The organism is Thioclava marina, assembly GCF_002020135.1.
GTDB classification, from domain to species: Bacteria; Pseudomonadota; Alphaproteobacteria; order Rhodobacterales; family Rhodobacteraceae; genus Thioclava; species Thioclava marina.
Map to the genome: position 1 here is coordinate 733,480 of NZ_MPZS01000001.1, position 24,684 is coordinate 758,163.

At 63.7% G+C, this 24,684-nt stretch carries 25 protein-coding genes; 14 read left to right on the forward strand and 11 right to left on the reverse strand.

Translation table 11 applies throughout. The features are described from left to right. Positions 1-9: 9 nt before the first annotated feature. The 3 genes from BMG00_RS03460 (at position 10) to BMG00_RS03470 (ending at position 2,310) form a co-directional block, all read left to right on the forward strand. Positions 10-627, forward strand: coding sequence for a TadE/TadG family type IV pilus assembly protein (locus BMG00_RS03460; RefSeq protein WP_078573391.1), 618 nt, complete (start codon positions 10-12; stop codon positions 625-627). 14 nt (positions 628-641) lie between these two features. Next, on the forward strand, positions 642-1,283 hold the full coding sequence (locus tag BMG00_RS03465) for a hypothetical protein (protein ID WP_078528778.1): 642 nt from the start codon (positions 642-644) through the stop codon (positions 1,281-1,283). 115 nt (positions 1,284-1,398) lie between these two features. After that, positions 1,399-2,310, forward strand: coding sequence for a pirin family protein (locus BMG00_RS03470; protein ID WP_078573392.1), 912 nt, complete (start codon positions 1,399-1,401; stop codon positions 2,308-2,310). A gap of 6 nt (positions 2,311-2,316) precedes the next feature. Here the strand turns inward: BMG00_RS03470 and BMG00_RS03475 are convergent, their stop codons facing one another. Together BMG00_RS03475 and phaZ are read right to left on the reverse strand one after the other, a co-directional pair. Beyond that, positions 2,317-4,011: an NAD+ synthase gene (locus BMG00_RS03475; protein WP_078573393.1), complete on the reverse strand. Its 1,695-nt coding sequence runs from the start codon at positions 4,009-4,011 to the stop codon at positions 2,317-2,319. A gap of 169 nt (positions 4,012-4,180) precedes the next feature. Beyond that, positions 4,181-5,491 (reverse strand): polyhydroxyalkanoate depolymerase, encoded by a 1,311-nt coding sequence (phaZ, locus tag BMG00_RS03480; protein WP_078528784.1) that lies wholly within the window; start codon positions 5,489-5,491, stop codon positions 4,181-4,183. A 113-nt stretch (positions 5,492-5,604) separates the two neighbouring features. Between phaZ and phaC the strand changes: the two genes are divergently transcribed. The 3 genes from phaC (at position 5,605) to phaR (ending at position 8,694) form a co-directional block, all read left to right on the forward strand. Further along, on the forward strand, positions 5,605-7,398 hold the full coding sequence (phaC, locus tag BMG00_RS03485; RefSeq protein ID WP_078573394.1) for a class I poly(R)-hydroxyalkanoic acid synthase: 1,794 nt from the start codon (positions 5,605-5,607) through the stop codon (positions 7,396-7,398). Positions 7,399-7,541: 143 nt separating this feature from the next. Continuing rightward, entirely contained in the window at positions 7,542-7,991 is a 450-nt protein-coding gene (locus BMG00_RS03490; RefSeq protein ID WP_078528788.1) for a phasin, PhaP, read from the forward strand. Positions 7,992-8,142: 151 nt separating this feature from the next. After that, entirely contained in the window at positions 8,143-8,694 is a 552-nt protein-coding gene (phaR, locus tag BMG00_RS03495) for a polyhydroxyalkanoate synthesis repressor PhaR (RefSeq protein ID WP_078528790.1), read from the forward strand. 217 nt (positions 8,695-8,911) lie between these two features. Here phaR and BMG00_RS03500 read toward each other — a convergent pair whose 3' ends face one another. The 3 genes from BMG00_RS03500 to BMG00_RS03510 all read right to left on the reverse strand — a co-directional run bounded on the left by BMG00_RS03500 (position 8,912) and on the right by BMG00_RS03510 (position 12,773). Further along, the gene (locus BMG00_RS03500; protein ID WP_078573395.1) at positions 8,912-11,377 is read right to left on the reverse strand and encodes an ATP-dependent helicase; all 2,466 of its coding nucleotides are present in this window, start codon (positions 11,375-11,377) and stop codon (positions 8,912-8,914) included. A 78-nt stretch (positions 11,378-11,455) separates the two neighbouring features. Continuing rightward, positions 11,456-12,274: an inositol monophosphatase family protein gene (locus BMG00_RS03505; RefSeq protein WP_078573396.1), complete on the reverse strand. Its 819-nt coding sequence runs from the start codon at positions 12,272-12,274 to the stop codon at positions 11,456-11,458. Between the two features lie 133 nt (positions 12,275-12,407). After that, complete coding sequence (locus tag BMG00_RS03510) at positions 12,408-12,773, reverse strand: helix-turn-helix domain-containing protein (RefSeq protein WP_078528796.1); 366 nt, start codon at positions 12,771-12,773, stop codon at positions 12,408-12,410. 384 nt (positions 12,774-13,157) lie between these two features. Between BMG00_RS03510 and BMG00_RS03515 the strand changes: the two genes are divergently transcribed. After that, complete coding sequence (locus tag BMG00_RS03515) at positions 13,158-14,120, forward strand: NADPH:quinone oxidoreductase family protein (RefSeq protein ID WP_078529016.1); 963 nt, start codon at positions 13,158-13,160, stop codon at positions 14,118-14,120. Here the strand turns inward: BMG00_RS03515 and BMG00_RS03520 are convergent. Continuing rightward, entirely contained in the window at positions 14,117-14,965 is an 849-nt protein-coding gene (locus BMG00_RS03520; RefSeq protein ID WP_078528798.1) for a LysR family transcriptional regulator, read from the reverse strand. The two genes, BMG00_RS03515 and BMG00_RS03520, sit on opposite strands and share 4 nt — an antisense overlap. A 113-nt stretch (positions 14,966-15,078) precedes the next feature. Between BMG00_RS03520 and BMG00_RS03525 the strand changes: the two genes are divergently transcribed. Together BMG00_RS03525 and BMG00_RS03530 are read left to right on the forward strand one after the other, a co-directional pair. Further along, on the forward strand, positions 15,079-15,306 hold the full coding sequence (locus tag BMG00_RS03525) for a DUF1127 domain-containing protein (RefSeq protein WP_078574237.1): 228 nt from the start codon (positions 15,079-15,081) through the stop codon (positions 15,304-15,306). Between the two features lie 133 nt (positions 15,307-15,439). Further along, on the forward strand, positions 15,440-16,162 hold the full coding sequence (locus BMG00_RS03530) for a Bax inhibitor-1/YccA family protein (RefSeq protein WP_078574238.1): 723 nt from the start codon (positions 15,440-15,442) through the stop codon (positions 16,160-16,162). Positions 16,163-16,241: 79 nt separating this feature from the next. Here BMG00_RS03530 and BMG00_RS03535 read toward each other — a convergent pair whose 3' ends face one another. Beyond that, entirely contained in the window at positions 16,242-16,961 is a 720-nt protein-coding gene (locus BMG00_RS03535; RefSeq protein ID WP_078573397.1) for a PAS domain-containing protein, read from the reverse strand. A 208-nt stretch (positions 16,962-17,169) separates the two neighbouring features. On the opposite strand from BMG00_RS03535, the gene BMG00_RS03540 reads away from it, so the two are divergent. The 3 genes from BMG00_RS03540 to BMG00_RS03550 are packed head-to-tail and all read left to right on the forward strand — an operon-like array spanning position 17,170 to position 19,215. Further along, the gene (locus BMG00_RS03540) at positions 17,170-18,048 is read left to right on the forward strand and encodes a YicC/YloC family endoribonuclease (protein ID WP_078573398.1); all 879 of its coding nucleotides are present in this window, start codon (positions 17,170-17,172) and stop codon (positions 18,046-18,048) included. Positions 18,049-18,052: 4 nt separating this feature from the next. Next, positions 18,053-18,697, forward strand: coding sequence for a guanylate kinase (gene gmk, locus BMG00_RS03545; protein ID WP_078528804.1), 645 nt, complete (start codon positions 18,053-18,055; stop codon positions 18,695-18,697). Continuing rightward, positions 18,694-19,215 carry a gamma carbonic anhydrase family protein gene (locus BMG00_RS03550; RefSeq protein WP_078528806.1) on the forward strand — a complete coding sequence of 174 codons (522 nt, stop codon included), beginning with the start codon at positions 18,694-18,696 and terminating at the stop codon, positions 19,213-19,215. Before gmk ends, BMG00_RS03550 begins: the two co-directional genes overlap by 4 nt. On the opposite strand, the gene BMG00_RS03555 is transcribed toward BMG00_RS03550, so the two are convergent. Beyond that, positions 19,212-19,619, reverse strand: a complete 408-nt coding sequence (locus BMG00_RS03555) for a hypothetical protein (RefSeq protein WP_078573399.1) — start codon at positions 19,617-19,619, stop codon at positions 19,212-19,214. The two genes, BMG00_RS03550 and BMG00_RS03555, sit on opposite strands and share 4 nt — an antisense overlap. A 246-nt stretch (positions 19,620-19,865) precedes the next feature. Here BMG00_RS03555 and BMG00_RS03560 point away from each other — a divergent pair, with 246 nt between their 5' ends. After that, positions 19,866-20,924 carry an ATP-binding protein gene (locus BMG00_RS03560; protein ID WP_078529022.1) on the forward strand — a complete coding sequence of 353 codons (1,059 nt, stop codon included), beginning with the start codon at positions 19,866-19,868 and terminating at the stop codon, positions 20,922-20,924. A gap of 8 nt (positions 20,925-20,932) precedes the next feature. Here the strand turns inward: BMG00_RS03560 and BMG00_RS03565 are convergent, their stop codons facing one another. The 3 genes from BMG00_RS03565 to BMG00_RS03575 all read right to left on the reverse strand — a co-directional run bounded on the left by BMG00_RS03565 (position 20,933) and on the right by BMG00_RS03575 (position 23,650). Further along, complete coding sequence (locus BMG00_RS03565) at positions 20,933-21,406, reverse strand: flavin reductase family protein (protein ID WP_078528809.1); 474 nt, start codon at positions 21,404-21,406, stop codon at positions 20,933-20,935. Beyond that, on the reverse strand, positions 21,393-22,022 hold the full coding sequence (locus tag BMG00_RS03570; RefSeq protein WP_078573400.1) for an FAD synthetase family protein: 630 nt from the start codon (positions 22,020-22,022) through the stop codon (positions 21,393-21,395). The genes BMG00_RS03565 and BMG00_RS03570 overlap by 14 nt, the downstream gene beginning before the upstream one ends. Positions 22,023-22,084: 62 nt before the next feature. Further along, positions 22,085-23,650, reverse strand: coding sequence for a 4-hydroxyphenylacetate 3-hydroxylase N-terminal domain-containing protein (locus BMG00_RS03575; RefSeq protein ID WP_078573401.1), 1,566 nt, complete (start codon positions 23,648-23,650; stop codon positions 22,085-22,087). A 160-nt stretch (positions 23,651-23,810) separates the two neighbouring features. On the opposite strand from BMG00_RS03575, the gene BMG00_RS03580 reads away from it, so the two are divergent. Then, positions 23,811-24,557, forward strand: a complete 747-nt coding sequence (locus tag BMG00_RS03580) for an IclR family transcriptional regulator (RefSeq protein WP_146642550.1) — start codon at positions 23,811-23,813, stop codon at positions 24,555-24,557. The last annotated feature ends 127 nt before the right edge of the window (positions 24,558-24,684 follow it).

Genomic DNA, 24,684 nt, shown 5'->3' on the forward strand with positions numbered 1-24,684 from the left:
GACAAACCAATGCTCCCCTGCCTCGCCAGTCTCGCCCCCCTCGCCCGCAAGCCCGGCCGGTTTGCGCGCGACGAAGAGGGTGCAGTCACGATCGCAGCGCTGATCTGGGTGGTGTTCTTCATCTTCATGATGGCCTCTGCAATCGAGATGGGCGTGACCCTGACCAAGCAGGTTCTGCTTGACCGGGCAACCGACCTGACCGCCCGGGTGATCCGCCTCGGGATGGAGGGGATGCCCAGCGAGGCGACCCTGCGCGAGCGGGTCTGTCAGAAGGCGGGCTTCCTAGGCGGCGAGAATTGCTTTGACAACGTCTCGGTCGAGACGTTCGTCGTCAATCGCAACGACTGGAGCTCGTCGATCGACGCCCATCCGCTGCGCTGCGAGAATTTCTCCGACGATTCCGCCCCGCCGCCCTCGGCGACGCTGGAAGGGGGCCTGTCGAACCAGATCATGCTGATGCGTGTCTGCCTGCGGGTGAAACCGATGATGATCGACAATCCCCTCGCCCAGGCGCTGATCCGCACCGCCCCGATCGACGACCCCGATCACTTCGCCCTGATCTCCACCACAGCCTTCGTGACCGAGCCGCGCGCGACCTCGATCTTCCCGTCGGCGTCCGGAAGCTGAAGGGAGAGGTAATCATGGCACTGTCCCGCTTTCGCTTCAGACGCTTCGGCAAGGAAGAACACGGCTCGATCCCGATCGAAGGGGTCATGGGGTTTTTGCTGCTCGCAGGTTGGCTTGTGCTGGCCTTCGAGATCTACGACGCGTTCCGCATGCGCGCCAAGGTGACCCGGGCCACCTCGACCGTAGCCGATATCATCTCGCGTGAGCGCGACCCGTTCGGCCCCGCCTATGTGATGGGAATGAAGAAGATCTTCGACTACCTTGCGAAGAAATCGGATGATGAGCAGACATGGATGCGGGTGACGATCGTCCGGTGCTGGGCCGATCCCTTCGCGCCCGACGCGCCTTGCAACGGGGCCGATCCAAACCGCAAGGTCACGCTGGTTGCCTCGGATGCGACCAATATCGCTGACGTTTTCACGCAGGCCGCACTCGATGCCGAGGCCGACCGCATTCCCGTGCTCGCGCCCGGCGACACGGCGGCAATCGTCGAGACATCCTACAGCTATCACCCGCTTTTCGGCATCGGCGACAAGTGGGTGTACCACGAGGGCGACCATCTCGGTCAGATTGGCCTGAGCAAGGGGCTTCGCTTCTCCAGTTTCATCGTGACGCGTCCGCGCGGGAACCGCTTCGTCTGGGATCCCACGAAGTAAATCCAACCCCGCCTCTGTGCATTCGCTGAGTGTTTTCGTGCGCATCTGTGCAATTGCGCAAAGCCGTGGCTTCCCTATCTGCTGACGTGAGACCGCATCAGCCGGAGGAAGCACAATGTCGATCCGTCCCGTTCTCGAGACCCGCCGCGCCCAGCCCTTCATGGAAGGCGCGGGCGTCCACCTGCATCGCGCCTTCGGGTTTCAGGACCCGACCGAGGCCGACCCGTTCCTGCTCTTCGACGATTTCCGCAATGACCGCCCCGAGGATTACCTCCCCGGGTTCCCGTGGCACCCCCATCGCGGCATAGAGACGATCACCTATGTTCTGGCGGGCACCGTCGAGCATGGCGACAGCCTCGGCAATCGTGGCGAGCTCGGTGCGGGCTCGGTGCAATGGATGACGGCCGGGTCGGGCATCCTCCATCAGGAAATGCCCAAAGGCGACGCGCAGGGTCGGATGCATGGCTTCCAGCTCTGGGCGAACCTTCCTGCGGATCAGAAGATGACCGCGCCGCGATATCAAGACATCCAAGGCTCGGACATCCCCGAGGTGATCGACGATGACGGCACGGTGGCACGCATCGTCACCGGCGAGTTCTGGGGCAAGCGCGGCCCGGTCGACGGCATCGCCGCCGATCCGCAATATCTCGACATCTCGATCCCGCCGGGTGTGAAGAAGCGCCTCAAGGTCGACACCTACCGCCGCAGCTTCGCCTATGTCTTCGAAGGCGAGGCCGTCTTTGCCGACGCCTCCACCCCTTCGGGCGTGCTGCTCGAAAAGGAAGTGATGGGCCAAGAGGTCAACATCCGCGACCTGTCAGGCGACCGCACGCTGGTGCGTTTCGGCACGGGCGACGAGATCGTCGTTCAGGCGGGCGAGCGTGGCGTGCGCTTCCTGCTGATCTCGGGCGCGCCCATTCAGGAGCCCGTCGCCTGGCACGGGCCGATCGTGATGAACACCCGCGAAGAGCTGATGACCGCGATGGCCGAGCTGCGCAACGGGACCTTCATCAAGCCCGCGCATTGAGCGCGATCAGGAGCGGAAGGGATCGGTCACGGGCTCGGTTTCGTGGCCCTGATCGCGCCAGCGATTGACGATCGGATAGCGGCGATCAAGCCAGAAAGCCCGGCGCGACAGGCGCGTGCCGGGCGCCGACTGGAAACGCTTCCACTCGGAAATATAGAGCAGATGCTCGACCTTCTTGATCGTCTCGCGTTCGAAACCCTGCGCCATCAGGTCAGAGACCGAGGCATCGTTCTCCACCAGCCCTTCGAGGATCGCATCGAGCACCGGATAGGGCGGCAGGCTGTCCTCGTCCTTCTGGTCGGGACGCAGTTCCGCCGAGGGCGGCTTATCGATGATCTCGACCGGGATCACCTCGCCCTCGGGGCCCTTCATCCACGGCCGGTGATTGGCATTGCGCCAGCGGCAGGTCTCGAAGACGCGGGTCTTGTAGAGATCCTTGATCGGGTTGTAGCCGCCCGACATGTCGCCATAGATCGTGGCGTATCCCACGGCCATCTCGGATTTGTTGCCGGTGGTCAGGAGCATCTCGCCGAACTTGTTCGACAGCGCCATCAGCATCACGCCACGCAGGCGCGACTGGATGTTTTCCTCGGTTACGTCGGGCTGCGTGCCCGCCATGAGATGCGAAAGCGCCTCCGAGACCGCATCGCGCGCACCATCAATGCGCACCGTATCGAGCCGCAGCCCCTGCCGCTTCGCCAGCTCCGCCGCATCGTCCAGCGAGCCCTGCGAGGTATATTCCGAGGGCAGCATCACGCAATGGACAGCCTGAGGCCCCAAGGCATCCGCCGCGATCGTCGCGACCAGCGCGGAATCGATCCCGCCCGACAGGCCAAGGACGACCTTGGAAAATCCCGACTTGCGCAGGTAATCGCCCAAGCCTTCGACCATGGCGCGGTAATCCTGCTCCCATTCCGAAGGCTGCGGATCGTCGCGGCCCTCGACACAGGCCCAGCCATCGTCCTCGCGGATGAAATCGACATGGTCGATGATCTCGTCGAAAGGCGCGAATTGCGCAGCCAGCGCCCCGTGTCGGTTCAGCACGAAGCTCGCCCCGTCGAAGACCTGATCGTCCTGCCCGCCGACCGCATTGAGGTAGACGAGCGGCAGCCCGGTCTCGACCACGCGCGTCACCATATGGGTCATGCGGACGTCGAGCTTGCCGCGGTAATAGGGCGAGCCATTGGGCACGATCAGGATCTCGGCCCCGGTCTCGGCCAGCGTCTCGGCCACATCCGGGTGCCAGGCATCCTCGCAGATCGGGGTGCCGATGCGCACCCCGTTGATCGCGTAAGGTCCCGAGATCGGGCCGGAATCGTAGATACGGTATTCGTCGAAAATGCCGTGATGCGGCAGGTCGTGCTTGAGCATCCGCGCAACGAGCTTGCCATCCTTCCAGACCCAATAGGCGTTGAAATGACCCTCGTCGTCCCACCACGGCCCGCCGATCCCCAGCGCCGGCCCATCGGTGATGCGCGCGCCCAGAGCCTCCATCGCGGCGGTCGCATCGGCCACGAAAGCGGGCTTCGCGATCAGGTCCTGCGTCTGGTAGCCGGTGAGGAACATCTCGGGCAGCGCGACCATGTCGGCGCCCGCGCGCTTGCCCTCTTGCCAGGCGGCATAGGCCTTCTCGGCATTGGCCTCGAGCGCCCCGACGGTCGGGTTGAGCTGGGCCATGGTCAGGCGGAAACGATCGGCCATGAGGGTCCTCGCGCAGTGGTTCGGTTTCCATTTAGCAGAATGTGACCGGCAGAAAAGACCGGGCGGGAAAATGCCGCCATGCACGCCCCTGCCCTAGGCCCTTTCGCCGCAATGGCAAAGCGCCGCCCCAGGGGACGGCGCTCGCGAAACTGATGAGGACGCGCCGCGCTCAGGTGGCTTCGGTCGCCTTCGCCGCCTTGTTGCGGATCGGGGTGACGGTCGCGGGTTTGCCCTTGCCCGGAACCGGGTTGGCCGCGTTCTCGTCGATGAACTCCAGCACCAGAGGACGGATATTGTTGCGCCAGTGCGAGCCCGCGAAGATGCCGTAATGGCCGGCATCCGGCTCGAGGTGCTGCTGCTTCATCGAATCCGGCACCCCTGTGCACAGATCGAGGGCCGCCACGCATTGGCCCGGGGCGGAGATGTCGTCCTTCTCACCCTCGACCGTCTTCACCGCGACCGTGGTGATCTTCGAGATATCGACCGGCTTGCCCGCAACCGTGAAACGGTTCTGCGCGATTTCGAGCCCCTTGAAGATACGCTCGACCGTCGAAAGGTAGAACTCGGCCGTCATGTCCATCACCGCGAGATATTCGTCATAGAAGCGGTAATGCTTGTCGTGCTCGGAGCCTTCGCCATTCGCCTCGCTCCAGATCTTTTCCTGGAAGGCCTGGGCATGCTTGTCCATGTTCATCGAGATGAAAGACGCAAGCTGCATCAGCCCCGGATAGACCAGACGGCCCGCGCCCTTGTATTTGAAGCCCACGCGCTGGATCACCATCTGCTCGAGCTGGCCCATCGTCACACGGCGGCCGAAATCGGTCACTTCGGTCGCTGCGGCATCGGGGTCGATCGGCCCGCCGATCAGCGTCAGCGTACGCGGCTGCGCGGTCGGGTCTTCCTCGGCCAGATAGGCAGTCGCCGCCAGCGCGAGAGGCGCGGGCTGGCAAACTGCGATAACGTTACAGTCCGGCCCCATCTTCTTCATGAAGTCGACGAGGTAGAGCGTGTAATCCTCGACGTCGAACTTGCCCTCGCTGACGGGGATGTCGCGCGCATTGTGCCAGTCGGTGACCCAGACATCGGCATCGGGCAGCAGCGAGGCCACGGTCGAGCGCAAGAGCGTCGCGTAGTGACCCGACATCGGCGCGACCAGAAGGATGCGGCGCTCCATCGGGGCACGCCCCTGCACATTGAAGTGAACGAGGCTGCCGAAGGGTTTGTCGACGACGGTCTCGACCTCGACGAGGTGATCGCGCCCGTCCTCGGCGGCGATCGAGTGAATGCCCCAGTCCGGCTTGATGACCATCCGTGCGAAGGAACGTTCAGTCACGCGGCCCCAGGCCGACATGATCTTGAACATCGGATGCGGCGCAAGCCCCCAGACCGGATAGGAAGCCATGGCGCGGGCAGAGGCCCCCATCCATTCGTTCGTGTTCCTGACGGTTTCCATCAGGTCATAGGACATGATTGATTTCATTTGCGACTCCTCGGGGAGGTCGGCAAACACCGCCTCTGGACCAGTAAACGCCGCTTTACCCCAGGACTGCGGCAAGATTATGCTGTGTGAGAGGATAGGGAGGAAACATCATTATGACAACCGAGGACGAGAACAAAATTGCTGCATCGCAGAAAATGCAGGAGAATCTCGCCCGGATCGAACAGCTCACCGAGCGCATGGTCGATGCAATCGCCCATAAGCGCCCGATGAACCCCGCGCTCGAAGGGCCCGGAGCCGATCTTTACCTGTCCTCGAGCGCCGCGCTGATGAAGGAGTGGCTGGAAAAGCCCTCGAAGATACTCGAGGCCCAGGTGAGCTACTGGGGACAGGCGATGAAGCATTACATGGAGGCACAGGAGGCGCTTTCCGCCGGCAAGATCGCACCGCCCGAAAATCCCGGCCCCGCCGATCCGCGCTTCAAGAACCCGCTCTGGGACAGCCACCCCTATTTCAACTTCATCAAGCAGCAATATCAGATCGCCGCGAAGGGCGTTCAGGATGCCGTGGATGCGATCGACGATCTCGACCCCGTCGACCGGCAGCGGCTCGAATACTTCTCGCGCCAGATCATCGACCTGATGTCGCCGACCAATTTCCTCGCCACCAATCCCGACGCGCTTGAAAAGGCGATCGAGACCGAGGGCGAGAGCCTGGTGAAGGGACTTGAGAACCTCGTACGCGACATCGAGGCGAACCGCGGCGATCTGCTGGTGACGCTGGCCGACAAGGACGCCTTCTCGGTTGGCGAGAACATCGGCACCGCCGAAGGCTCGGTCGTCTATCGCAACCGCCTGTTCGAACTGATCCAGTACAAGCCCACCACCGAGAAGGTCCACAAGACGCCGCTGATCATCTTCCCGCCCTGGATCAACCGCTTCTACATCATGGACCTCAAGCCGCAGAACTCACTGATCCGCTGGATCGTCGATCAGGGCTTCACGCTCTTCGTGGTGAGTTGGAAGAACCCCGATTTCTCTTATGCGGATGTCGGCCTGGATGACTATGTCGAAGAAGGCTACCTGACCGCGATCGAGCAGGTGAAGCAGATCACCGGCGAGAAGAAGGTCAACGCGGTCGGCTATTGTATCGCGGGCACGACGCTGTCGCTGACCCTTGCACTGCTCAACAAGCGCAAGGACAAGTCGATCAACTCGGCCACCTTCTTCACCACGCTGACCGACTTCTCCGATCAAGGGGAGTTCGCCGTCTTCCTGCAAGACGATTTCGTCGACGGGATCGAACGCCAGTGCAAGGCCGACGGGGTGCTTTCGAGCTACTTCATGTCGCGCACCTTCTCCTTCCTGCGTTCGCGCGACCTGATCTACCAGCCCGCGATCCGTAGCTACATGATGGGCGAGGCCCCGCCCGCTTTCGACCTGCTGTTCTGGAACGGCGACTCCACCAACCTTCCCGGCAAGATGGCGATCGATTATCTGCGCGGGCTCTGTCAGAAGAACCGTTTCGCGGGCGACGGCTTCGAGGTCCTGGGCGAGACGGTTCAGGTCTCGGAGGTGAAAGTGCCGCTGATGGCGATCGCCTGCGAGACGGATCACATCGCACCCTGGGTCGCCTCCTTCAACGGGATCGCGAAAATGGGATCGAAGGAGAAGACCTTCATCCTCTCGGAATCGGGTCACATCGCCGGGATCGTGAACCCGCCCAGCAAGAAGAAATACGGTCATTACACCTCCACCGCACCGATCGCGAATCCCGCGCAGTGGAAGGCCGAGGCGACGTTTCACGAGGGCAGCTGGTGGCCACGCTGGAGCGAATGGCTGGCGAAAAAGTCGGGCGCGATGGTGCCCGCGCGAGCACCCGGAGACGCCGAGCATCCGGTTCTTGCAGACGCGCCAGGCACTTACGTGAAAGAGATCGTGCAGATCTGATTTTCGCTCTCCAATTGTAAAATTTCTGCGTCGCAGCATCTCCGGGCTTGAAATGCTGCGCCGCAGCATGTATGTACGTTACGTAAGCAAACGGGCCCTGCCGACGTTCCAACCTACGGGCCCCAACCCAATGGAGCATTACAATGGCCAAGACCCAAGACTACACCAAGATCATGCAGGACATGATGGCGAGCTTCCCCGTCGACACCGCGAAATTCCAGGAAGCCTTCAAGTCGCAAGCCGCACTGGGCGAGAAGATGTCGAAAGTGGCTCTCGATGCCGCCGAGAAGACGGCCGAAATCTCGACCAAGTGGACCAAGGGCACGCTCTCCAAGGTTGGTGAACTGACCAAGACCAAGGAAGAGCCGGCCGACTACGCCAAGGCTGTGAGCGACTTCGCGTCGGCTTCGGCTGAAATGGCTGCCGAGAACATGGCTGCCTTCGCCGAGATCGCGAAGAAGGTCCAGATGGATACCGTCGAGCTCATGATGGCTGCTGGCAAGGACATGTCGGCCGAAGCGACCGCGACCGTGAAGAAGGCGACCGCCGACATGACCGCGGCCACCAAGAAAGCCGCCGCGGCTGCGAAGTAAGTTCCTCCCGTAGCTCCCGGCCTCCTCCTCCCTGCCGGGACAGCGGAACCTCGGGCGCGCCTTTCCGGCGCGCCCTTTTTCTTTTGTTGCTTTTGCGCGCGCAGCGTCTCACAATCGCTGCAACGCAAAAATCCGGGGAGGATCGCACCACATGGCCGAAGACGAAAAGCCCTTGCTGATCAAGCGCTACGCGAGCCGCCGTCTCTACAATACCGAGACCAGCGATTACGTGACGCTCGAAGATATCGCGAAGTTCATCCGCGACGGTCGCGAGGTGCAGATCGTCGATCTCAAATCCGGCGACGACCTGACGCGGCAATACCTGCTGCAAATCGTCGCCGAGCACGAGAGCCGCGGCGAGAACGTTCTGCCGGTCGATGTGCTGACCGATCTCGTGCGCTCCTATACCGGGGCCGCGCAATCGGTGGTGCCGCAATTCCTCGCCGCCAGCTTCGAGATGCTGCGCGAGGGCCATTCGCAGATGCTCGAGAACATGAACAAGATGCCCAACCCGATGGCCACCATGCCCGGCTTCGAGGCGCTTCAGGCCCAGCAGCAGGCCTTCCTCAAGAACATGATGGCTGGCTGGGGTACTGCCGGTTCCTCAGGCCCCGCGCCCGAGGGTGGCGGCGACGAGCGCGGAGAGCTCGACGCGATCAAGAAACAGCTCGCAGACCTGCAAAGCAAGCTCAACAAGATGTAAGCGACAAGGCGCCCCGTGGCGCCTTTTTGCCGCGCGGGATCAGCGTCCCGCACAGGCAAGCATCGCCGTCCCCTCCACGTGTCTTACGCAGGCGGTGATCATGGTGGCACTGGTGACGAGGGCTCGACCGGCGCATGAGGGGCGCTGCCCCTCGGCGCTTCGCGCCTCACCCCGGGATATTTGAACCAATCCGAAAACAAGCGCAGGTCGCGAGGCCTCAGAACGGCACGTCATCGGCATCAGCGGCAGGCACCACGAAGCTCGCCAACAGACGCTTTTCGCCCGCCTTGTCGAACTCGACCACGAGCTTGTCGCCCTCCGAGCCCATCACCTCGCCATAGCCGAACTTCTTGTGGAAGACGCGGTCACCGATTTCGTAATCGCTCTCGCCGCTCGCATCGATGGTCATGTGACGCGCCTCGCGCGGTGAGCTGATGCCGCGCGATTGCGCGTTTTGCAGCCGCCGCCAGCCGGGAGAATTATAGACATCGGCGCGCGAGACGCGGTCCTCCATCGCGGTCGAACCGCCAAAGCCGCCCGCAGAGACCCCGCCCCCGTTCATGCCGCCACCGTAGAGCCCCGGCGGGGTCAGCACCTCGACATGTTTCACCGGCAACTCGTCGATGAAACGCGACGGCATCTGGCTTTGCCACTGACCATAGACACGGCGGTTGCCCGCAAAGGAGATCGTGCACAGCTCTTCCGCCCGGGTGATGCCCACATAGGCCAGACGACGCTCTTCCTCGAGGCCCTTCAGCCCGCTTTCATCCATCGAGCGCTGCGACGGAAACAGCCCGTCCTCCCATCCCGGCAGGAAGACCACCGGAAACTCCAGCCCTTTTGCGGCGTGCAGCGTCATGATCGAGACCTTCTCCTCGGTCTCGGATTTATCGTTATCCATGATCAGCGCGACGTGCTCGAGGAAGCCCTGGAGATTGTCGAACTGCTCGAGCGCTTTCACCAGTTCCTTGAGGTTCTCCAGCCGCCCCGGCGCCTCGGGCGTCTTGTCGTTCTGCCACATCTCGACATAGCCGGATTCCTCGAGGATCCGTTCAGCCAGCCGCACATGGCTGAGGTCATTCGCGGGCGCCACACCATCCTCGGCGGGCTCGATCAGCAGATCGTCATCCTCGGCTCGCGTCACCGCCGTCGCGGGCGAGGCCTGCGCAATTTCATCGTGCCAGCGAGTGATATTCTCGACGAACAACCGCAGCTGCCCCCCTGCCTTGCCCGTCAGCGCCCCTTCGGCCACCAGCAGCTTCGCGCCGTCGAGCAGGCTCAGACCGTTCTCGCGGGCGGCGATCTGAATGCGCTGCTGTGCCTTGTCGCCAAGGCCGCGTTTCGGAGTGTTGATGATCCGCTCGAAGGCCAGATCGTCCTCGGGCGAGGTCACGAGGCGGAAATAGGCCATCGCGTCGCGGATTTCCAAACGTTCGTAGAAGCGCGGGCCACCGATCACGCGATAGGGCAGACCGATGGTCAGGAAACGGTCCTCGAAGGCGCGCATCTGGTGCGAGGCGCGCACGAGGATGGCCTGATCGTTCAGGCTGACGGGCGGATTGCCACGGGTGCCGCGCTGGATCGCCTCGATTTCCTCGCCGATCCAGCGGGCCTCTTCCTCGCCGTCCCAATGGCCGATCAGGCGGACTTTCTCGCCGCCCTCGGCCTCGGTCCAGAGCTCCTTGCCCAAACGCCCCTCATTCGCGGCGATCAGGCCCGAGGCGGCGGCAAGGATATGTTCGGTCGAGCGGTAATTCTGCTCCAGCCGGATCACCGCCGCGCCGGGAAAATCCTTCTCGAATTTCAGGATGTTACTGACCTCGGCCCCGCGCCAGCCATAGATCGACTGATCGTCATCGCCCACGCAGCAGATATTCTTGTGCCCCTGCGCCAGCAGCCGCAGCCAGAGATATTGCGCGACGTTGGTATCCTGATACTCGTCGACGAGGATGTAGCGGAACCAGCGCTGATATTGCGCGAGCACATCCGCATGGGTCTGAAAGATCGTCACCATATGCAGCAGCAGATCACCGAAATCGACCGCATTGAGCGTCTTCAGCCGGTCCTGATAGGCGGCGTAGAGCTCGGACCCGCGATTGTCGAAGGCGGCGGTCTCGCGCCCCGAAACCTTCTCGGGCGTCAGCGCCTTGTTCTTCCAGCCGTCGATCAGCCCGGCAAGCTGACGCGCGGGCCAGCGTTTCTCGTCCATATTGGCGGCAACGATCAGCTGTTTCATCAGCCGGATCTGGTCGTCCGTGTCGAGGATGGTGAAATTGGATTTCAGCCCCACGAGCTCGGCATGGCGGCGCAAAAGCTTCACGCAGACCGAGTGGAAGGTGCCAAGCCAGGGCATCCCCTCGATCGCACCGCCCAGGTGTCGCCCCACGCGCTCTTTCATCTCGCGCGCGGCCTTGTTGGTGAAGGTCACGGCGAGGATCTCGTTCGGGCGCGCCCGGCCCGTATGGATCAGATGCGCAATCCGCGCGGTCAGCGCCGAGGTCTTGCCGGTGCCCGCCCCCGCCAGCATCAGCACCGGACCGTCGAGGGTCTCGACCGCCTGACGTTGCTCGGGGTTCAGCTTGTCGAGATAGGCTACCGCGCGCGCCTGCGTGGCGCCCATCATCGCGCGTTGCGACAGGCTCACGGCGCCCTCGTAGGGATCGTCATCTTCCATCCAGCTCATGGCGGCAATCTACCCGCTTCGCCCCTTGAGGAAAAGAGCCATGTTCGACTTCTGTTCACATCCGCGACGGAACGCGGATCACGTCGCGAGATGTTCCAGCGCGGCGGCGTGGATCTCGGGGTTGGCTGCGGCGATCACCCGACCGCCGCGATGGGCCGGGCGGCCCTGCCAGTCGGTGACGATCCCGCCCGCCGCCTCGATCACCGCGATCGGGGCCGCGACGTCATAGGGCTGGAGCCCCGCCTCCACCACGAGGTCGATCTGCCCCGCCGCGACCAGCGCATAGGCGTAGCAATCCATCCCGTACCGCGTAAGCCGGACCTGCCGCGACAGCCGCGCGAAGGCCGCGCCTTCGGCCTCGGTGCCAACTTCGGGGAAAGTGGTAAAGAGCACGGCCTCGTCGAGCGCGCGCGGAGAACGGGTGACAAGCGGGCGATGGCCGAGCGGGCCCGAGACCTCCGCCGCGCCGAAGCCGCCCGAGAAACGCTCACCGATATAAGGCTGGTCAATCACCCCGAGAAGCGGCGCACCGGGGCCATCCTCTTCCTGCGCGCACAGCGCGATCAGAACGCCCCAGGTCGGCGTGCCCGACATGAAGCCGCGCGTGCCGTCGATCGGGTCAAGAACCCAGGTGAGCCCGCTCGTGCCGTGCTTGACACCGTATTCCTCGCCAAAAATCCCGTCCTGCGGGCGGCGTTCTTCAAGATGTGCACGCATCACGGCCTCGGCGGCGCGATCGGCCTCGGTCACCGGATCGAAGCCCGAGGCGAGCTTGTTCTGCGCGCCGATCCCGCCTTCGGGACGAAACTGCGCCAGCGTCTCCGACCGCGCCAGATCGCCAAGCTCCCCGGCCAGCGCCAGAAGTTCGTCGCGTTCGGAAGGGCTCAGGGACAGCATGGATGGCTCCGGACGTTGGGGGTGCGACCCGCGCCGGGCCTGCAAAGGACAAGGGGAGCGGTAAACGCCCCCCTTATCCGGGTCAAGCCACCCGATCCGTCCCCACCCGGGCGAACGGCTCCCCCTAACGGCTTCAGGCCGCGTCCGAGAGCACCTTGGCCAGCTCGAAGAGCCGACGGCGCTGTGCCTCGGGAATCGAGTAGTAGGAGCGCACCAGAGCGAGCGCTTCCTTGTCCGACAGGATGTCTCCGGCAACCTCGGGCTGCGACACACCGCTATCTTCCGACAGACCTTCAAAGAAGAAGGAGATCGGAACCTCAAGCGCATCGGCGATATCCCAAAGGCGGGACGCCGAAACGCGGTTCATACCAGTTTCGTATTTTTGGATCTGTTGAAATTTGATGCCCACCTGATCGGCGAGCTGTTGTTGCGTCATGCCGATCATCCAGCGGCGATGCCGAATTCTCTTACCCACATGCACATCCACAGGATGTTTCATCTTCAACCCCTCGAAGCGAAATTGCGCTGTAAAACTACCATGCGCTGAGTTTGACCAAGGCGGCAAAAAAACAAACCTGTCCAAAAAGACAGGCGAAATGACCGATTTTTCAGGCGACTTGACCTAAAGGACAGGTCGGAAGGAACTCTCCCTCTGCGTGTTTTGCAAAATGCGATGCGTGACGCAATTTTCCGCTACGTCAACCTTATCGCCCTGCAACTTCCGGGCGATCGACTGATTCGCCCTCAGCGGGTACTCAAAGCGGCGGATTTCGCCTTCACGGTGGGGTGCGCCAACCGGCTCTGGCCCTGCCCGCACGCTGCCGCTATCACGGGGGCGAACGGGCCCGCGTGGCCCAGCCCCCAGCCGACCGAGGAGACCCCGATGCGCGCCTTCCAGATCGCCGAGACCAAGACCCAGCCAAAAATCGTCACGCTCGATCTGCCCGCCCCTGGCCCCGGAGAGGTTCAGGTCGCGATCCGGGCCTGCGGGCTCAACTTCGCGGACCTACTGATGATCGAGGGCAAATATCAGGACACACCCGAGGCCCCTTTCGTTCTCGGCATGGAGCTGGCGGGCGAGGTGGTCGCGGCAGGTCCGGGCACGGCGCTGACACCGGGCACGCGTGTCGCGGTGTTCTCGGGTCAGGGCGGGCTGGCCGAGGCGGGCAACTTCCCCGAAAACCGCTGCACACCGATGCCCGACGCGATGAGCCATACCCAGGCCGCCGCCTTCCAGATCGCCTATGGAACGAGCCATGTCGCGCTCGACGCCCGCGCGGGACTGAAACCGGGCGAGACGCTTGTGGTGCTCGGCGCCGCCGGCGGGGTCGGCCTCACCGCGGTCGAGATCGGCAAGAAGATGGGCGCGCGGGTGATCGCCTGCGCACGCGGTGCCGAGAAACTTCAGATCGCACGAGAGGCCGGGGCCGATGAGACGGTCGACAGCGAGACCGAAGATCTCAAGGGCGCGCTCAAGGCGCTTGGCGGGGTGGATGTCGTCTATGATGCGATCGGCGGCACCGCGGGCGAGGCAGCCTTCCGCGCGCTCAAGCCCGGAGGACGTTTTCTGGTGATCGGGTTTGCCAGCGGCAGCCAGCCGAAACTGCCGCTCAACCATGCGCTGGTGAAGAACATCACGATCCACGGGCTCTATTGGGGCGGCTATCTCAAGCTCGACCCGGGCCTTCTGACCGGTTCGATGGCGCAGCTTTTCGACTGGTTCGTCCAAGGTGGGCTGACCCCGCATATCGGCGGCACCTACCCGCTGGAACGGGTCGCGGAGGCGCTCGAAGACCTGCGCGCGCGCCGCTCCACCGGCAAGCTGGTGATCGAGATCGGCGGCTAGGCGTAAGCCTCGCGCAGCAGCGCACGCAGACCATCGACGGGTTCTCCGGTAAGCTGCCCGGTATCGTAAAGACAGATCCGTGAGCGCCCGAGCGGCGGCAGCCCGCTCTCGGGACCAAGCGGCACGCAGCCCGCGGGCACATCGCGCGACAGCCGCACCGCAACACCCATATCAGCGGCAACCGCCGCACTCGCCATCTCGTCGGATTGCCCGTCGAAGGCGGGCTTTGAGACGATCCCCGCCCCTTCGAGAGCTGCCATCGCGGCCCCGTGAAAGGCGCAGCCCTCCTCGATCGACAGCATCAGTGGGCGCTCATGGACAGCGCGCCCGGCTTGAGCCCCGATCCAGACCAGCTGATCCTCGGCCAGGATCTCCGCCGCGGGGCCGGGCTCGTCTTCGGTCGTCAGGATCATGTCGAACTCGCCCGCCTCGAACATCCGGCGCAGCGTCATCGAGCGGCGCGAGGCCAACTGGAGCCGCACCATCGGCCATTGCAACGAAAGCGCGCGCAACAGCGCAGGCATTTGCGGGCGCACGAGATCATGCGGAAGGCCGAAGCGGACATTGACCTCCGCCCCCGCTGCGCGCAGCCGCGCCAGCGCCGCGTCATTCTCGGCACAGATCCGGCGCGCATGATCGATCAGCGTCGCCCCATCGCGGGTCAGCGCCATCTTGCGATTGGCCCGATCGAAGAGAACCTTGTCGAGGCTCTCTTCCAGCCGCCGGATCTGCATCGAGACCGCCGATTGCGTCAGATTGAGCAGCTTTGCCGCGCGGGTAACCGATCCCGTATCCGAGACCGTCAGCACCGCGCGCAGGGCTGCGACATCGAGGTTCTGCGGCATCCGTCACCCATACATCACATTTCGTGATAATTAATAGCACAATCATTCGTTTTCATCATAGTCAAAACTGCTTCATCCTCGATCACAGATGATTTCCCATGGAGGATGAGATGATGACCTTCCTGTCCCGTCATGACGCCCGCAGTGCCTCGCGCGCGCCCCGCCGGACGAGCCTTTTCGCGACGCTTATGCGTCTGATCGAAATCCATCGCTCGCGACTGGCCCTGCGCCGGCTCGATGCACGGCTGCTCGACGATATCGGGCTCAATGAAAGCGAAGCCGCCGCGGAGGCCCGCCGCCGTGTCTGGGACGCCCCCGATCACTGGCGCGCGGGCCGATGAAACAAAAGGGGGGAACTCGCGTGAAACAATGCGTTTTCGATGTATCCCAAATCTTGAATTTAGGGTGTGCTATGCCAATATCGGTCCCGAAACCGGCGTGAGGGACGGCCGGAACGAATTGTTGGAGGTGCTGATGGCTGATTTCGAAACGATGCGGACCCCCCATGCGGGCACGCGTCAGGCTGCGATTGACGAGGGTCTTCGCACGCATATGAACAAGGTCTACGGGCTTATGTCGCTGGCTATGCTGGTGACGGGCGCCGTGGCGTTCGGCGTGGGCACGAACCCGGCTCTGGTGGCCGCGATCTTCGGCTCGGGCCTGAAATGGGTCGTGATGCTCGCGCCTCTTGCGGTGGTCTTCGCCTTCGGCGCGATGATCCACAAGATGTCGACCGCGACCGCGCAGCTGGTCTTCTTCGGCTATGCCGCCCTGATGGGGCTGTCGATCAGCTTCATCTTCGCCGTCTATACCGGCGTGTCGATCGCGCAGACCTTCCTCGTGACCGCGATCGCCTTCGCGGGCCTGTCGCTTTACGGCTACACGACCAAGCGCAATCTCAGCGCCATGGGCTCCTTCCTGATGATGGGCCTCATCGGCCTGATCGTCGCCTCGATCGTGAACATCTTCCTCGCCTCCTCGGCGATGGCTTTCGCGATCTCGGTGATTGGCGTGCTGATCTTCGCGGGCCTGACCGCCTATGACACGCAGAACATCAAGAACACCTACCTCCAGCTCGCCGCTGGCGATGGCCGGGACTTCATGGGCAAAGCCGCCATCATCGGCGCGCTTCAGCTCTACCTGGACTTCCTGAACATGTTCATGTTCCTGCTGCAATTCCTCGGCAACCGCGAGTAATCGCGGCCGAGACGAAACAGATGAAGCCCCGCCGATCCGGCGGGGCTTTTTCTTGTTCCGGGAAGATATCTCGCGCGCGTCAACTCTCGCGAACGACGCGGAACATCGCGCGGCGTTCTTCAGGCGTCATTTCCGTGAGATGCTCGGCAGGTGTCTTGCGCGGCGGCTCGAAGCGCGCCTGCGCCTCGGCAAACCCCATCGGCGCCCCGCGCAGCGCTTCGGGGCGCAGCGGATCGGGCCCAAGCTGGGCTGGCGTCATCGGGCGCGTCGTCGGCAGAAGGCGGGTCTGGCTCCGGATCAGCTCGAAGCGGCGCGGGCTGCGCCCGATTTCGCCCTCGGCCACCAGACATCCCAGCGCGCGGCTCACATCGCCGAAATCCGAAGTCAGCGGCAGGATCAGCAGCCGGGCAGAGAGCGGGGGCCGGCCAAGCGCGCGATCCGCGCTCAGCTGCGCCTCGGCAATGGCCGGGCTCGCAAAGACCGCCTCCGTCAGCTCGGCCACACCCTTGCGCGCCTCTGGCGTGAAGAAGGACGTCAGCGGCATCCCACGCACCTCCATTCCCATCAGGTCGTTGAGATGCATCCCGGCGAGCCGGAACCGCGCGATCCCGGGAGCCACACGTTCCAGAATGAAGGCAAATGCCAGCGCCCGGTCGATCCCGCGCGGGTCGATCTCGGCACGCGATGGCATCGGGCGTCCCGCCCGCAGCGCCTCCCAATAGGCGCGCAGCTCGTTGGAGACGCGCCGGCCGGTGCCAGCGCCGAGCCGGGAGATATTCGTGTCGGTGTCACGTTCCATGGTCCACCTGTCGAATGGGCGGGCAGCCCGCCCGCACAAGAGGGGTGAAATGCTCCGGCCCATTCTGATGCGCCGGTCGTTTCGGTTGACCGTCGGAGCGAAATGATTACTGAACTCTTAATACGCCACTTTTTCGCCATATGGGAAAAGAAAGTCTTAAATGGTTAAAGCCACAGAAGCCCCGCTTACGCCGTGTAGAACCGTTTCGATGACGGGCTTCGCCTCCGGTCAGGGGGCGGCAGCGGGACATGACTGGAGCTGGGATATCCGTTCGGTCAATGGCAAGGGCTTCGATCTGCGCATGCGCCTGCCCGAGCTTGAAGGGCTCGAAGCCGCGCTGCGCAAACTGGTCTCGGAGCGCGTCTCGCGCGGGAATGTCTCGCTGAACCTGCGCCTGACCCATAGCGATGCCGCAGAGGCCCTGCGCATCGACCCCGCCGCCCTAGAGGTCGCGATCACCGTGGCCGAGGCGGTGCAGGATGCCGCCCGCGCCCGTGGCCTTCCCATCGAACCGATGCGGGCGGGCGATCTGCTGGCTCTGCGCGGCGTCGTCGAACACGGCGCCCCGCCGGTGACCGACCCGGAAGCGCTGCGCAACGCGATCCTCGCCGAGATCGAGGAAGGGCTTGGATGTTTCGCCGCGATGCGCGCCAGCGAGGGCGCCGAGATCGGGGTGGTGATCGGGGCGCAGCTCGACACGATCGAAGCCCTCGTGGCTCAGGCGGCGACTGCGGCGGCGGCACGCAAACCATCGGCCGCCGAAACGATACGCGCGGCGCTGACCCGGGTGATCGAGGCCGCCCCCGATCTCGACGAGCCGCGTATCGTTCAGGAACTCGCCCTGATCGCGATCAAGAACGACGTGACCGAAGAGATCGACCGGCTGCGGGTCCATGTAAGCGCCGCACGCGCGCTTCTGGCCGAAGCCGGACCTGTCGGCCGCAAGTTCGAATTCCTGACCCAGGAATTCGTGCGCGAGGCCAACACGCTGTGCTCGAAATCGGGCGATGCGGCGCTGACCCAGATCGGGCTTGCACTGAAATACGCGATCGATCAGATGCGCGAGCAGATCCAGAACGTGGAGTGACCCGATGCCCGAGACCGCCCGCCGTGGCCTGCTGATCATCCTTTCCTCGCCCTCGGGCGCCGGGAAATCGACGCTGGCCAAGCGGCTGATGAGCTGGGACCCGACGCTCCGTTTCTCGGTCTCGGCCACGACCCGCGATCCGCGTCCGGGCGAGACCGACGGGATCGAGTATTATTTCAAGAGCCGCGCCGAGTTCGAGACGATGGTCGAGGCCGGAGAGATGCTGGAACATGCCGAGGTCTTCGGCAATCTCTATGGTACCCCCAAAGGCCCCGTGGAACGGGCGATGTCGGAAGGACGCGACACGCTCTTCGATGTGGACTGGCAGGGCGGCCAGCAGATCCGCAACTCCTCGCTGGGCAAGGACGTGGTCTCGATCTTCATCCTGCCGCCCTCGATCGCGGCGCTCGAACAGCGGCTGCGGTCACGCGCGCAGGACAGCGATGCGGTGATCCGGGGCCGGATGGAGAAATCGCTGGCCGAGATCAGCCATTGGTCCGAATATGACTACGTGTTGGTCAATGACGACCTCGATGCGGCCGAGGAGCGCCTGCGCACCATCCTCACCGCCGAACGGGCCCGGCGCGATCGCCAGACCTGGCTGACCGGCTTCGTGCGCGGACTGAACAAGGAGTTTGACGACCGATGATCTATGAGCTCGACGGAATTGCCCCGCAGATCGGCGCTGGCGCATGGGTCGCGCCCGATGCGAACCTGATCGGCAAGGTCGTGCTGGAAGAGGCCGCCTCGGTCTGGTTTGGCTGCACCCTGCGCGGCGACAACGAGGAGATCCGCGTCGGGCGCGGCTCGAACGTGCAGGAGAACGTCGTCTGCCACACCGATATGGGCTTTCCGCTGGTGATCGGCGCGGATTGCACGATCGGGCACAAGGCGATGCTGCATGGCTGCATAATCGGAGACGGCTCGCTCATCGGGATGGGGGCGACGGTTCTCAATGGTGCAAAGATCGGCAAGGGCTGCCTGATCGGTGCCGGAGCGCTGATTACCGAGGGCAAGGAAATTCCCGATGGCAGCCTCGTCATGGGTGCGCCGGGCAAGATCGTGCGCGAACTGGATGAGGCGGCGCGCCAACGGCTGCTCGCATCCGCAGAACATTACAGGCAGAACGCCGCGCGCTTTTCCAAGGGGTTGCGGGTCGTCAGCTAATTCTCGCGATCACCGACATCGGGCACCGCGAAAATATCGAAATCGAGCTTCGGGAAGTCCGAACGCATCTCGGCACGGATAAGCTGCACGCTCGGCAGGGGGGCGCTGTAGGCGCGCAAGGCTCCGCCATACCCGAGCCCGTCGAGTTTGCGCGCAAGATCGAGGATATCAAACCGCGGCGTCATCAGCGGGGCCAGGATCATCTCGGGGCGGGCACTGTCGAGCAAATCGCTATCGAGCATCTCGAAACGTGTGCTTGTGAGATTGAGCCCATCGATATCACGCAGCGCGGCAGGCAACTCAAACGCAGGGTCGATCAGCAGCAGGCGCTTGCAATTCGCGACGGTGTGGCTGTGAAGCAAAAGGGCGCGCAAAGCCTGACTGGAAAAAAGCGGACGCGCCATGGCGGTTTTTACCTTTTTGAGGGCGATTCTTTTTTATTTCGATCAAGCACTAGTAAAGACGAGACATGCGAATACACGCTTAGGTTTATCTTGCGTCACGCATGGCGGCAACCCGATTTCCTTGCAAACTGCGATCCCCCCATGTGAAACGCTAATGACTTAAGAAACCGTGTAATTCGGGAAGGTCCCTTTACATACCCCATGGAATTTTCCAATGCTCCGACCGTGCGCTTGGGAGGGCCGGATATGGTGGAAGGTTTCTTGCAGACGGTATTCGACGGTCTGCCCGAGGTAACCCTGCTGATCAGCGCCGACGAACGTATCGCACTGGCCAACACCGCTGCGCTGCGCCTCTTCGGGTCACAGATCGCGGGGCGGCCCTATGTCACCGCCCTGCGCCAGCCCGCCTTCGGCCTCGCACTCGGCGAAGCAATGCGAGGCGGCCGCCCTGAACCGGTACGGCTTCGGCTCAACTCCGGCGGGCGTGGAGAAGCGATCCTGCTTGTCCATCTTGCCCCGCTGCCGCCCGCGCCCGAAGGCCCCCTGCCCCAATCTTCCGTGCTGGCGAGCTTCGAGGACATCTCCGCGCTCGAGGAGGCCGAGGCGATGCGACGCGATTTCGTCGCCAATGTCAGCCACGAGCTGCGCACCCCTCTCACCGCGCTGATGGGCTTCATCGAAACGCTGCGCTCTTCGGCGCGCGACGATGCTGCTGCACGCGACAGGTTCCTCTCGATCATGGAGCGCGAGGCGGCCCGGATGAACCGTCTCGTGGGCGACCTGCTCTCGCTCAGCCGCGTCGAGAGCGAGGAGCGGATGCGCCCGACGGGCACGGTCGATCTGGGCCTCGTATTGCGCGGCGTGCTGCAAGGGCTTGCGCCGGTCGCAGAAGCGGCTTCGGTCGTCCTTCTCCGCGACGGCGACGCGCGCGGGCTGAACGTGAAGGGAGATCCCGACCAGCTGACCCAAGTCTTCTCGAACCTGGTGGAGAACGCGATCAAATATGGGGGCCAAGGCGGAGAGGTCCGCGTCGCGGTGGAACATATCGCGCATGAGCCGGTACTGCGCGGTCCCGCCTATCGCGTCTCGGTCATCGACAAGGGTGAGGGCATCGACCCTCAGCACCTGCCGCGCCTGACCGAACGGTTCTACCGCGTCGACACGCATCGCTCTCGCGAGAAGGGCGGCACCGGGCTCGGGCTCGCCATCGTCAAGCATATCGTTGCCCGCCATCGCGGACGGCTGCGTATCGAGAGCGAGAAAGGCCGGGGCAGCACCTTCTCGGTGGTCCTGCCCGCAGCCTGAACGCTGCATCAGCTTGCCAGCGCGCCGAATTTGCCGCCACAGAACAGAAGCGGTTTGGCGGACAGATCGCGCTCGATTTCGGTAACGCGACCGATGAAGAGCGTATGATCGCCCGCCTCGACTTCCTGCACGACCTCGGTCAGGAAGACCGTCGAGGCGCCGGGGACGACGGGCAATCCGTCGCGCTCGATGAAGGGATCGGCATGGGCCGGATCGTGACGGCCCGCGAAATGCATCGCCAGCCCCTCCATCTCGTGGCTCAGGATGTTGACCGCGTAGCGGCCCGAGGCGCGGACCTTCTCGCGCATTCTGGATTTGTGATCGAGCGAGATGGTGATCAGCGGCGGGTCGAGCGAGACCGACATGAAGGCATTGGCCGTCATCCCGTGATCGCCGTCCGCGGTGCGCGTCGAGATCACCGTCACGCCGGTTGCGAAACTGCCGCAAGCGTCGCGCAGATCGCGCGGGTCAATTCCGGACATCGAATTCCTCCCCAAATCTCATGTCCCGTGTCAGAAGCGCGCCCGACATCAGCGCCGACGGATCGGTGGAGCCCTGAAGGGCCACCGCCTCCGCCGCGCGACCCTCGGCACGCAGGCCCCGGATACGCGTGGACGAGATCACCTCTCCCTCTTCGCACAACACCGCGGGCGCCAATGTCACGTTGAACCGCTCGGCCAGCGTGGTCACCGACCCCGCCTGTTTCGCGCCGAAGCGGAAATCGGCACCGACATGAATGCGGGCCGGGTTGATCCGCGCCAGATCCTCCAGAAACGCCTGCGGGCTGCGCGCGGCATAGCTTTTGCAAAACGACGCCAGCACGATGTAATCCGGCCCGAGCCGCGCAATCCGTGCGAGCTTTTCCGATATCGGCGACAGTTGCCGCGCCCGGCCGAAGAACACTTTCGGCGGCGGATCGAAGGTCCAGACGACCGACGGGACACCCGCCGCGCGCGCCTCCGAGACCGCCCGCGCGATCAGCGCTTGGTGTCCACGATGTACGCCGTCGAAGGCTCCGATGGTCAAGATGCTGGACTCGAGCGCGATCTGGTCGTCCCGCAACACCTGTGTCTGCATGCCTGTGAAATCCAAACTCATGGGGCTCCTCCTTCCCCGGGGTCTGGGTGGCGCAGCCCGAGGGCCGCGCCACCCGATCAATCTCAGGCCTGGAAGCCGTCCTTGAGGCGGTTCACGTCCCACGGGTTCACGAGATCCTTCGACACCCAGCCATTGAGGTCGTATTCGCTCATGAAATCGTCGACGAGGCCGCGCATCATGTCGAGCTCGCCCGTCGCTTGCGCGGTGAACATCGTCTCCATCCGGATCGCTTCGTAATTGCCCGCATAGTTGCTCTCGTAGAGCTCGTGACGGCCGCCGAATTCGGAGCCCATCGCGTCCCAGAGCAGCTTCAGCAGCTTCACGCGATCCACCGCGACCATCCCGTTCGAACCGCGCACGAAGCGGTCGAGATAGGGGCGCACCTCTTCGGATTGGAAGTCGAGCGTCGAGGATGGCAGGTAGATCAAACCCGAGGCAACGTGGCGCTCGATCAGTTCCTTGATCCGGCTGTAGGCCATCGGCGCGAAGACGCGGTAAGCCATGGCCGAGGACGATTTCGGCGCGAGATAGCCATCGGTGCCCACCCATTGATCCGGGTTCATCACCATCGCATCCGACAGGCCCCAGAACAGGTTGCGCCAGCCGATCACCTCACCCACCGCGGTTTGCGGACCGCGGAAGCCACCGGCGCCCGTCGCATCGAGCGCTTTCGAGAACAGCCCAGCGATGAAATCTAGCTTCACCGCAAGACGGGTGCAGCCATGCAGGGTGAAGCGCGGAGCGAAGCCGGATGCCGGCACGAAGCCGTTGAGCTTCTCGATATCGCCATAGATGAACAGGTTCTCCCACGGCACCAGCACCTTGTCGAAGACGAGGATGGCGTCGTTCTCGTCCAGACGCGACGAGAGCGGGTAGTCGAAGGGCGTGCCCATGACGGCCGCGTTCAGCTCGTAAGACGCCCGACTGATCAGCTTCACGCCGGGGCTGTCCATCGGCGCGGTGAAGGTCAGCGCGAATTTCTTGTCCTTGATCGGGACGCCGTAGTAGCCGATGAAGTTGTAATGCGTCAGCGCCGAGCCGGTGGCCACGACCTTCGCGCCCGACACGATCACGCCGGCATCGGTTTCCTTCTCGACCTGCATGAACACATCGCCAGCCTCTTCGGGCGGCAGGTGGCGGTCGACCGGCGGGTTGACGATCGCGTGGTTCCAGTAGTCGATCCGCTCTTGCGTGCGGGCATACCACCTCTTCGCGTTTTCGGCATATTCGCCGTAGAACGCGGAGTTCGCGCCCAGCGTGCCGAGAAAGGCCGCCTTGTAATCCGGCGCCCGGCCCATCCAGCCACTCGCGACGCGCTGCGTCTCTGCGATGGCATCGCGCCCAGCGATCAGATCCTCCTTGGACTTCGCCCCCTTGAAGAACGGGTGCGTCCAGCCGCCCGAACCGGTATCGGTCGGTCGTCCGATCTCGTCCTTCTTCTCGTGCAGCTTGTCATACCAGCGCGCCACCATGCGCGACGAGTTACGAAAGGCCGGGTGCTTGGTCACGTCCTTGACGCGCTCGCCATGCAGGTAGATCTCGCGGGCGTCCTGCAGACTGCCGAGATATTCCGCACCGGTATAGGGGGTCGTGACGCCGCTTGGGGCGTCCTTCACATTGTCTTTCATCTTTCCTCCTCCAGCAGGTCGGGATGAACGAAAGACATGGCCGACCTGACTGAACCGAACGTGCCGGAGAGAAGTGATTACCGAAAGGTATCGACAAATACCGGTACTTTTTCCGACAATACCGGAAAAGTTGATCGGCAAATTGTCCTCGGAGGCCAAAATGAAGACTTTGCGCAAGGTTGGAGAGCTGCTTCGGCAGTTCACCGCCGCTCAACCCGAACATTCGGTCACGGATCTCTCACGCGCGATCGGCAATTCCGTGAGCGGAACCCATGACCTCGTGAACGGTCTGGCGCGAATCGGAATGTTGCGAAAGGTCGAGCGCGGGCGCTATCGGCTCGGGCCTTTGGTCGCCACGCTCAACCGCGCGCTCGAGGACAGCTCGGCGCTCACCCAGGCCGCGCGCCCGGTTCTGGCCGGGCTGTGGCATGATTACGGAGAGACGCTCCACCTGACGCTCCATGACCACGGTCGGCTGCTGGTGCTTGATGCGCTCGAGGGCACGCAGTCCCTGCGCGTATCGCGCGACGCGCTGGGGTCGTGGATCGCGCTCCATGACAGCCCCGCAGGCCTGCTGCATCTCGCGCAGTTTTCCGACGCCCAGTTGACCGAGTATCTCGAACGCAACGCCCGGCCCGGTTCGCGGCTGGCGGAACGCGCCGACCTCGCCGCAGAGCTCGAAGCACCGCGCCGCGACGGATTTCTCGCCGGACCGATGGCGAAGGAACCTGACGTGATCTGCGTCTCTGCCGCGATCCGGGACCATATCTCCCGGCCGATCGCGGTCCTCGCGATGTCCATCCCGCGCTCCCGCCATGAAGTCCAGCCGCGCGCCTATCGCAACATCGCGCTGGAGGCCGCGCGCCAGATTTCCATACGCCTGGGGTATGACCCGGAGCAAAGATGAACCTTTCAGGTATTACAGGATACCGCGCACCCGTCTGGCCAGCCTGCGTTTCACCGTGCCAGTCTCCCCTCCATCGAATTCATGGCGCCGCCCGGAGGAGGGCCGCCCGCCGCATTCCAAGGAGGAG

Excerpts from the sequence above, each read along its gene's own strand:
- phaZ (WP_078528784.1), bottom strand. The coding sequence starts at position 5,491 with ATGAAATCAATCATGTCCTATGACCTGATGGAAACCGTCAGGAACACG.
- BMG00_RS03575 (WP_078573401.1), bottom strand. The coding sequence starts at position 23,650 with ATGAAAGACAATGTGAAGGACGCCCCAAGCGGCGTCACGACCCCCTAT.
- BMG00_RS03555 (WP_078573399.1), bottom strand. The coding sequence starts at position 19,619 with ATGGCGCGTCCGCTTTTTTCCAGTCAGGCTTTGCGCGCCCTTTTGCTT.
- BMG00_RS03520 (WP_078528798.1), bottom strand. The coding sequence starts at position 14,965 with ATGCCGCAGAACCTCGATGTCGCAGCCCTGCGCGCGGTGCTGACGGTC.
- BMG00_RS03500 (WP_078573395.1), bottom strand. The coding sequence starts at position 11,377 with ATGAGCTGGATGGAAGATGACGATCCCTACGAGGGCGCCGTGAGCCTG.
- BMG00_RS03525 (WP_078574237.1), top strand. The coding sequence starts at position 15,079 with ATGACCTTCCTGTCCCGTCATGACGCCCGCAGTGCCTCGCGCGCGCCC.
- BMG00_RS03570 (WP_078573400.1), bottom strand. The coding sequence starts at position 22,022 with ATGAGTTTGGATTTCACAGGCATGCAGACACAGGTGTTGCGGGACGAC.
- BMG00_RS03490 (WP_078528788.1), top strand. The coding sequence starts at position 7,542 with ATGGCCAAGACCCAAGACTACACCAAGATCATGCAGGACATGATGGCG.
- BMG00_RS03535 (WP_078573397.1), bottom strand. The coding sequence starts at position 16,961 with ATGGAACGTGACACCGACACGAATATCTCCCGGCTCGGCGCTGGCACC.
- phaC (WP_078573394.1), top strand. The coding sequence starts at position 5,605 with ATGACAACCGAGGACGAGAACAAAATTGCTGCATCGCAGAAAATGCAG.
- BMG00_RS03560 (WP_078529022.1), top strand. The coding sequence starts at position 19,866 with ATGGTGGAAGGTTTCTTGCAGACGGTATTCGACGGTCTGCCCGAGGTA.
- BMG00_RS03460 (WP_078573391.1), top strand. The coding sequence starts at position 10 with ATGCTCCCCTGCCTCGCCAGTCTCGCCCCCCTCGCCCGCAAGCCCGGC.
- gmk (WP_078528804.1), top strand. The coding sequence starts at position 18,053 with ATGCCCGAGACCGCCCGCCGTGGCCTGCTGATCATCCTTTCCTCGCCC.
- BMG00_RS03550 (WP_078528806.1), top strand. The coding sequence starts at position 18,694 with ATGATCTATGAGCTCGACGGAATTGCCCCGCAGATCGGCGCTGGCGCA.
- BMG00_RS03470 (WP_078573392.1), top strand. The coding sequence starts at position 1,399 with ATGTCGATCCGTCCCGTTCTCGAGACCCGCCGCGCCCAGCCCTTCATG.
- BMG00_RS03540 (WP_078573398.1), top strand. The coding sequence starts at position 17,170 with ATGACGGGCTTCGCCTCCGGTCAGGGGGCGGCAGCGGGACATGACTGG.
- BMG00_RS03475 (WP_078573393.1), bottom strand. The coding sequence starts at position 4,011 with ATGGCCGATCGTTTCCGCCTGACCATGGCCCAGCTCAACCCGACCGTC.
- BMG00_RS03465 (WP_078528778.1), top strand. The coding sequence starts at position 642 with ATGGCACTGTCCCGCTTTCGCTTCAGACGCTTCGGCAAGGAAGAACAC.
- BMG00_RS03530 (WP_078574238.1), top strand. The coding sequence starts at position 15,440 with ATGGCTGATTTCGAAACGATGCGGACCCCCCATGCGGGCACGCGTCAG.
- BMG00_RS03565 (WP_078528809.1), bottom strand. The coding sequence starts at position 21,406 with ATGTCCGGAATTGACCCGCGCGATCTGCGCGACGCTTGCGGCAGTTTC.
- BMG00_RS03580 (WP_146642550.1), top strand. The coding sequence starts at position 23,811 with ATGAAGACTTTGCGCAAGGTTGGAGAGCTGCTTCGGCAGTTCACCGCC.
- phaR (WP_078528790.1), top strand. The coding sequence starts at position 8,143 with ATGGCCGAAGACGAAAAGCCCTTGCTGATCAAGCGCTACGCGAGCCGC.
- BMG00_RS03510 (WP_078528796.1), bottom strand. The coding sequence starts at position 12,773 with ATGAAACATCCTGTGGATGTGCATGTGGGTAAGAGAATTCGGCATCGC.
- BMG00_RS03515 (WP_078529016.1), top strand. The coding sequence starts at position 13,158 with ATGCGCGCCTTCCAGATCGCCGAGACCAAGACCCAGCCAAAAATCGTC.
- BMG00_RS03505 (WP_078573396.1), bottom strand. The coding sequence starts at position 12,274 with ATGCTGTCCCTGAGCCCTTCCGAACGCGACGAACTTCTGGCGCTGGCC.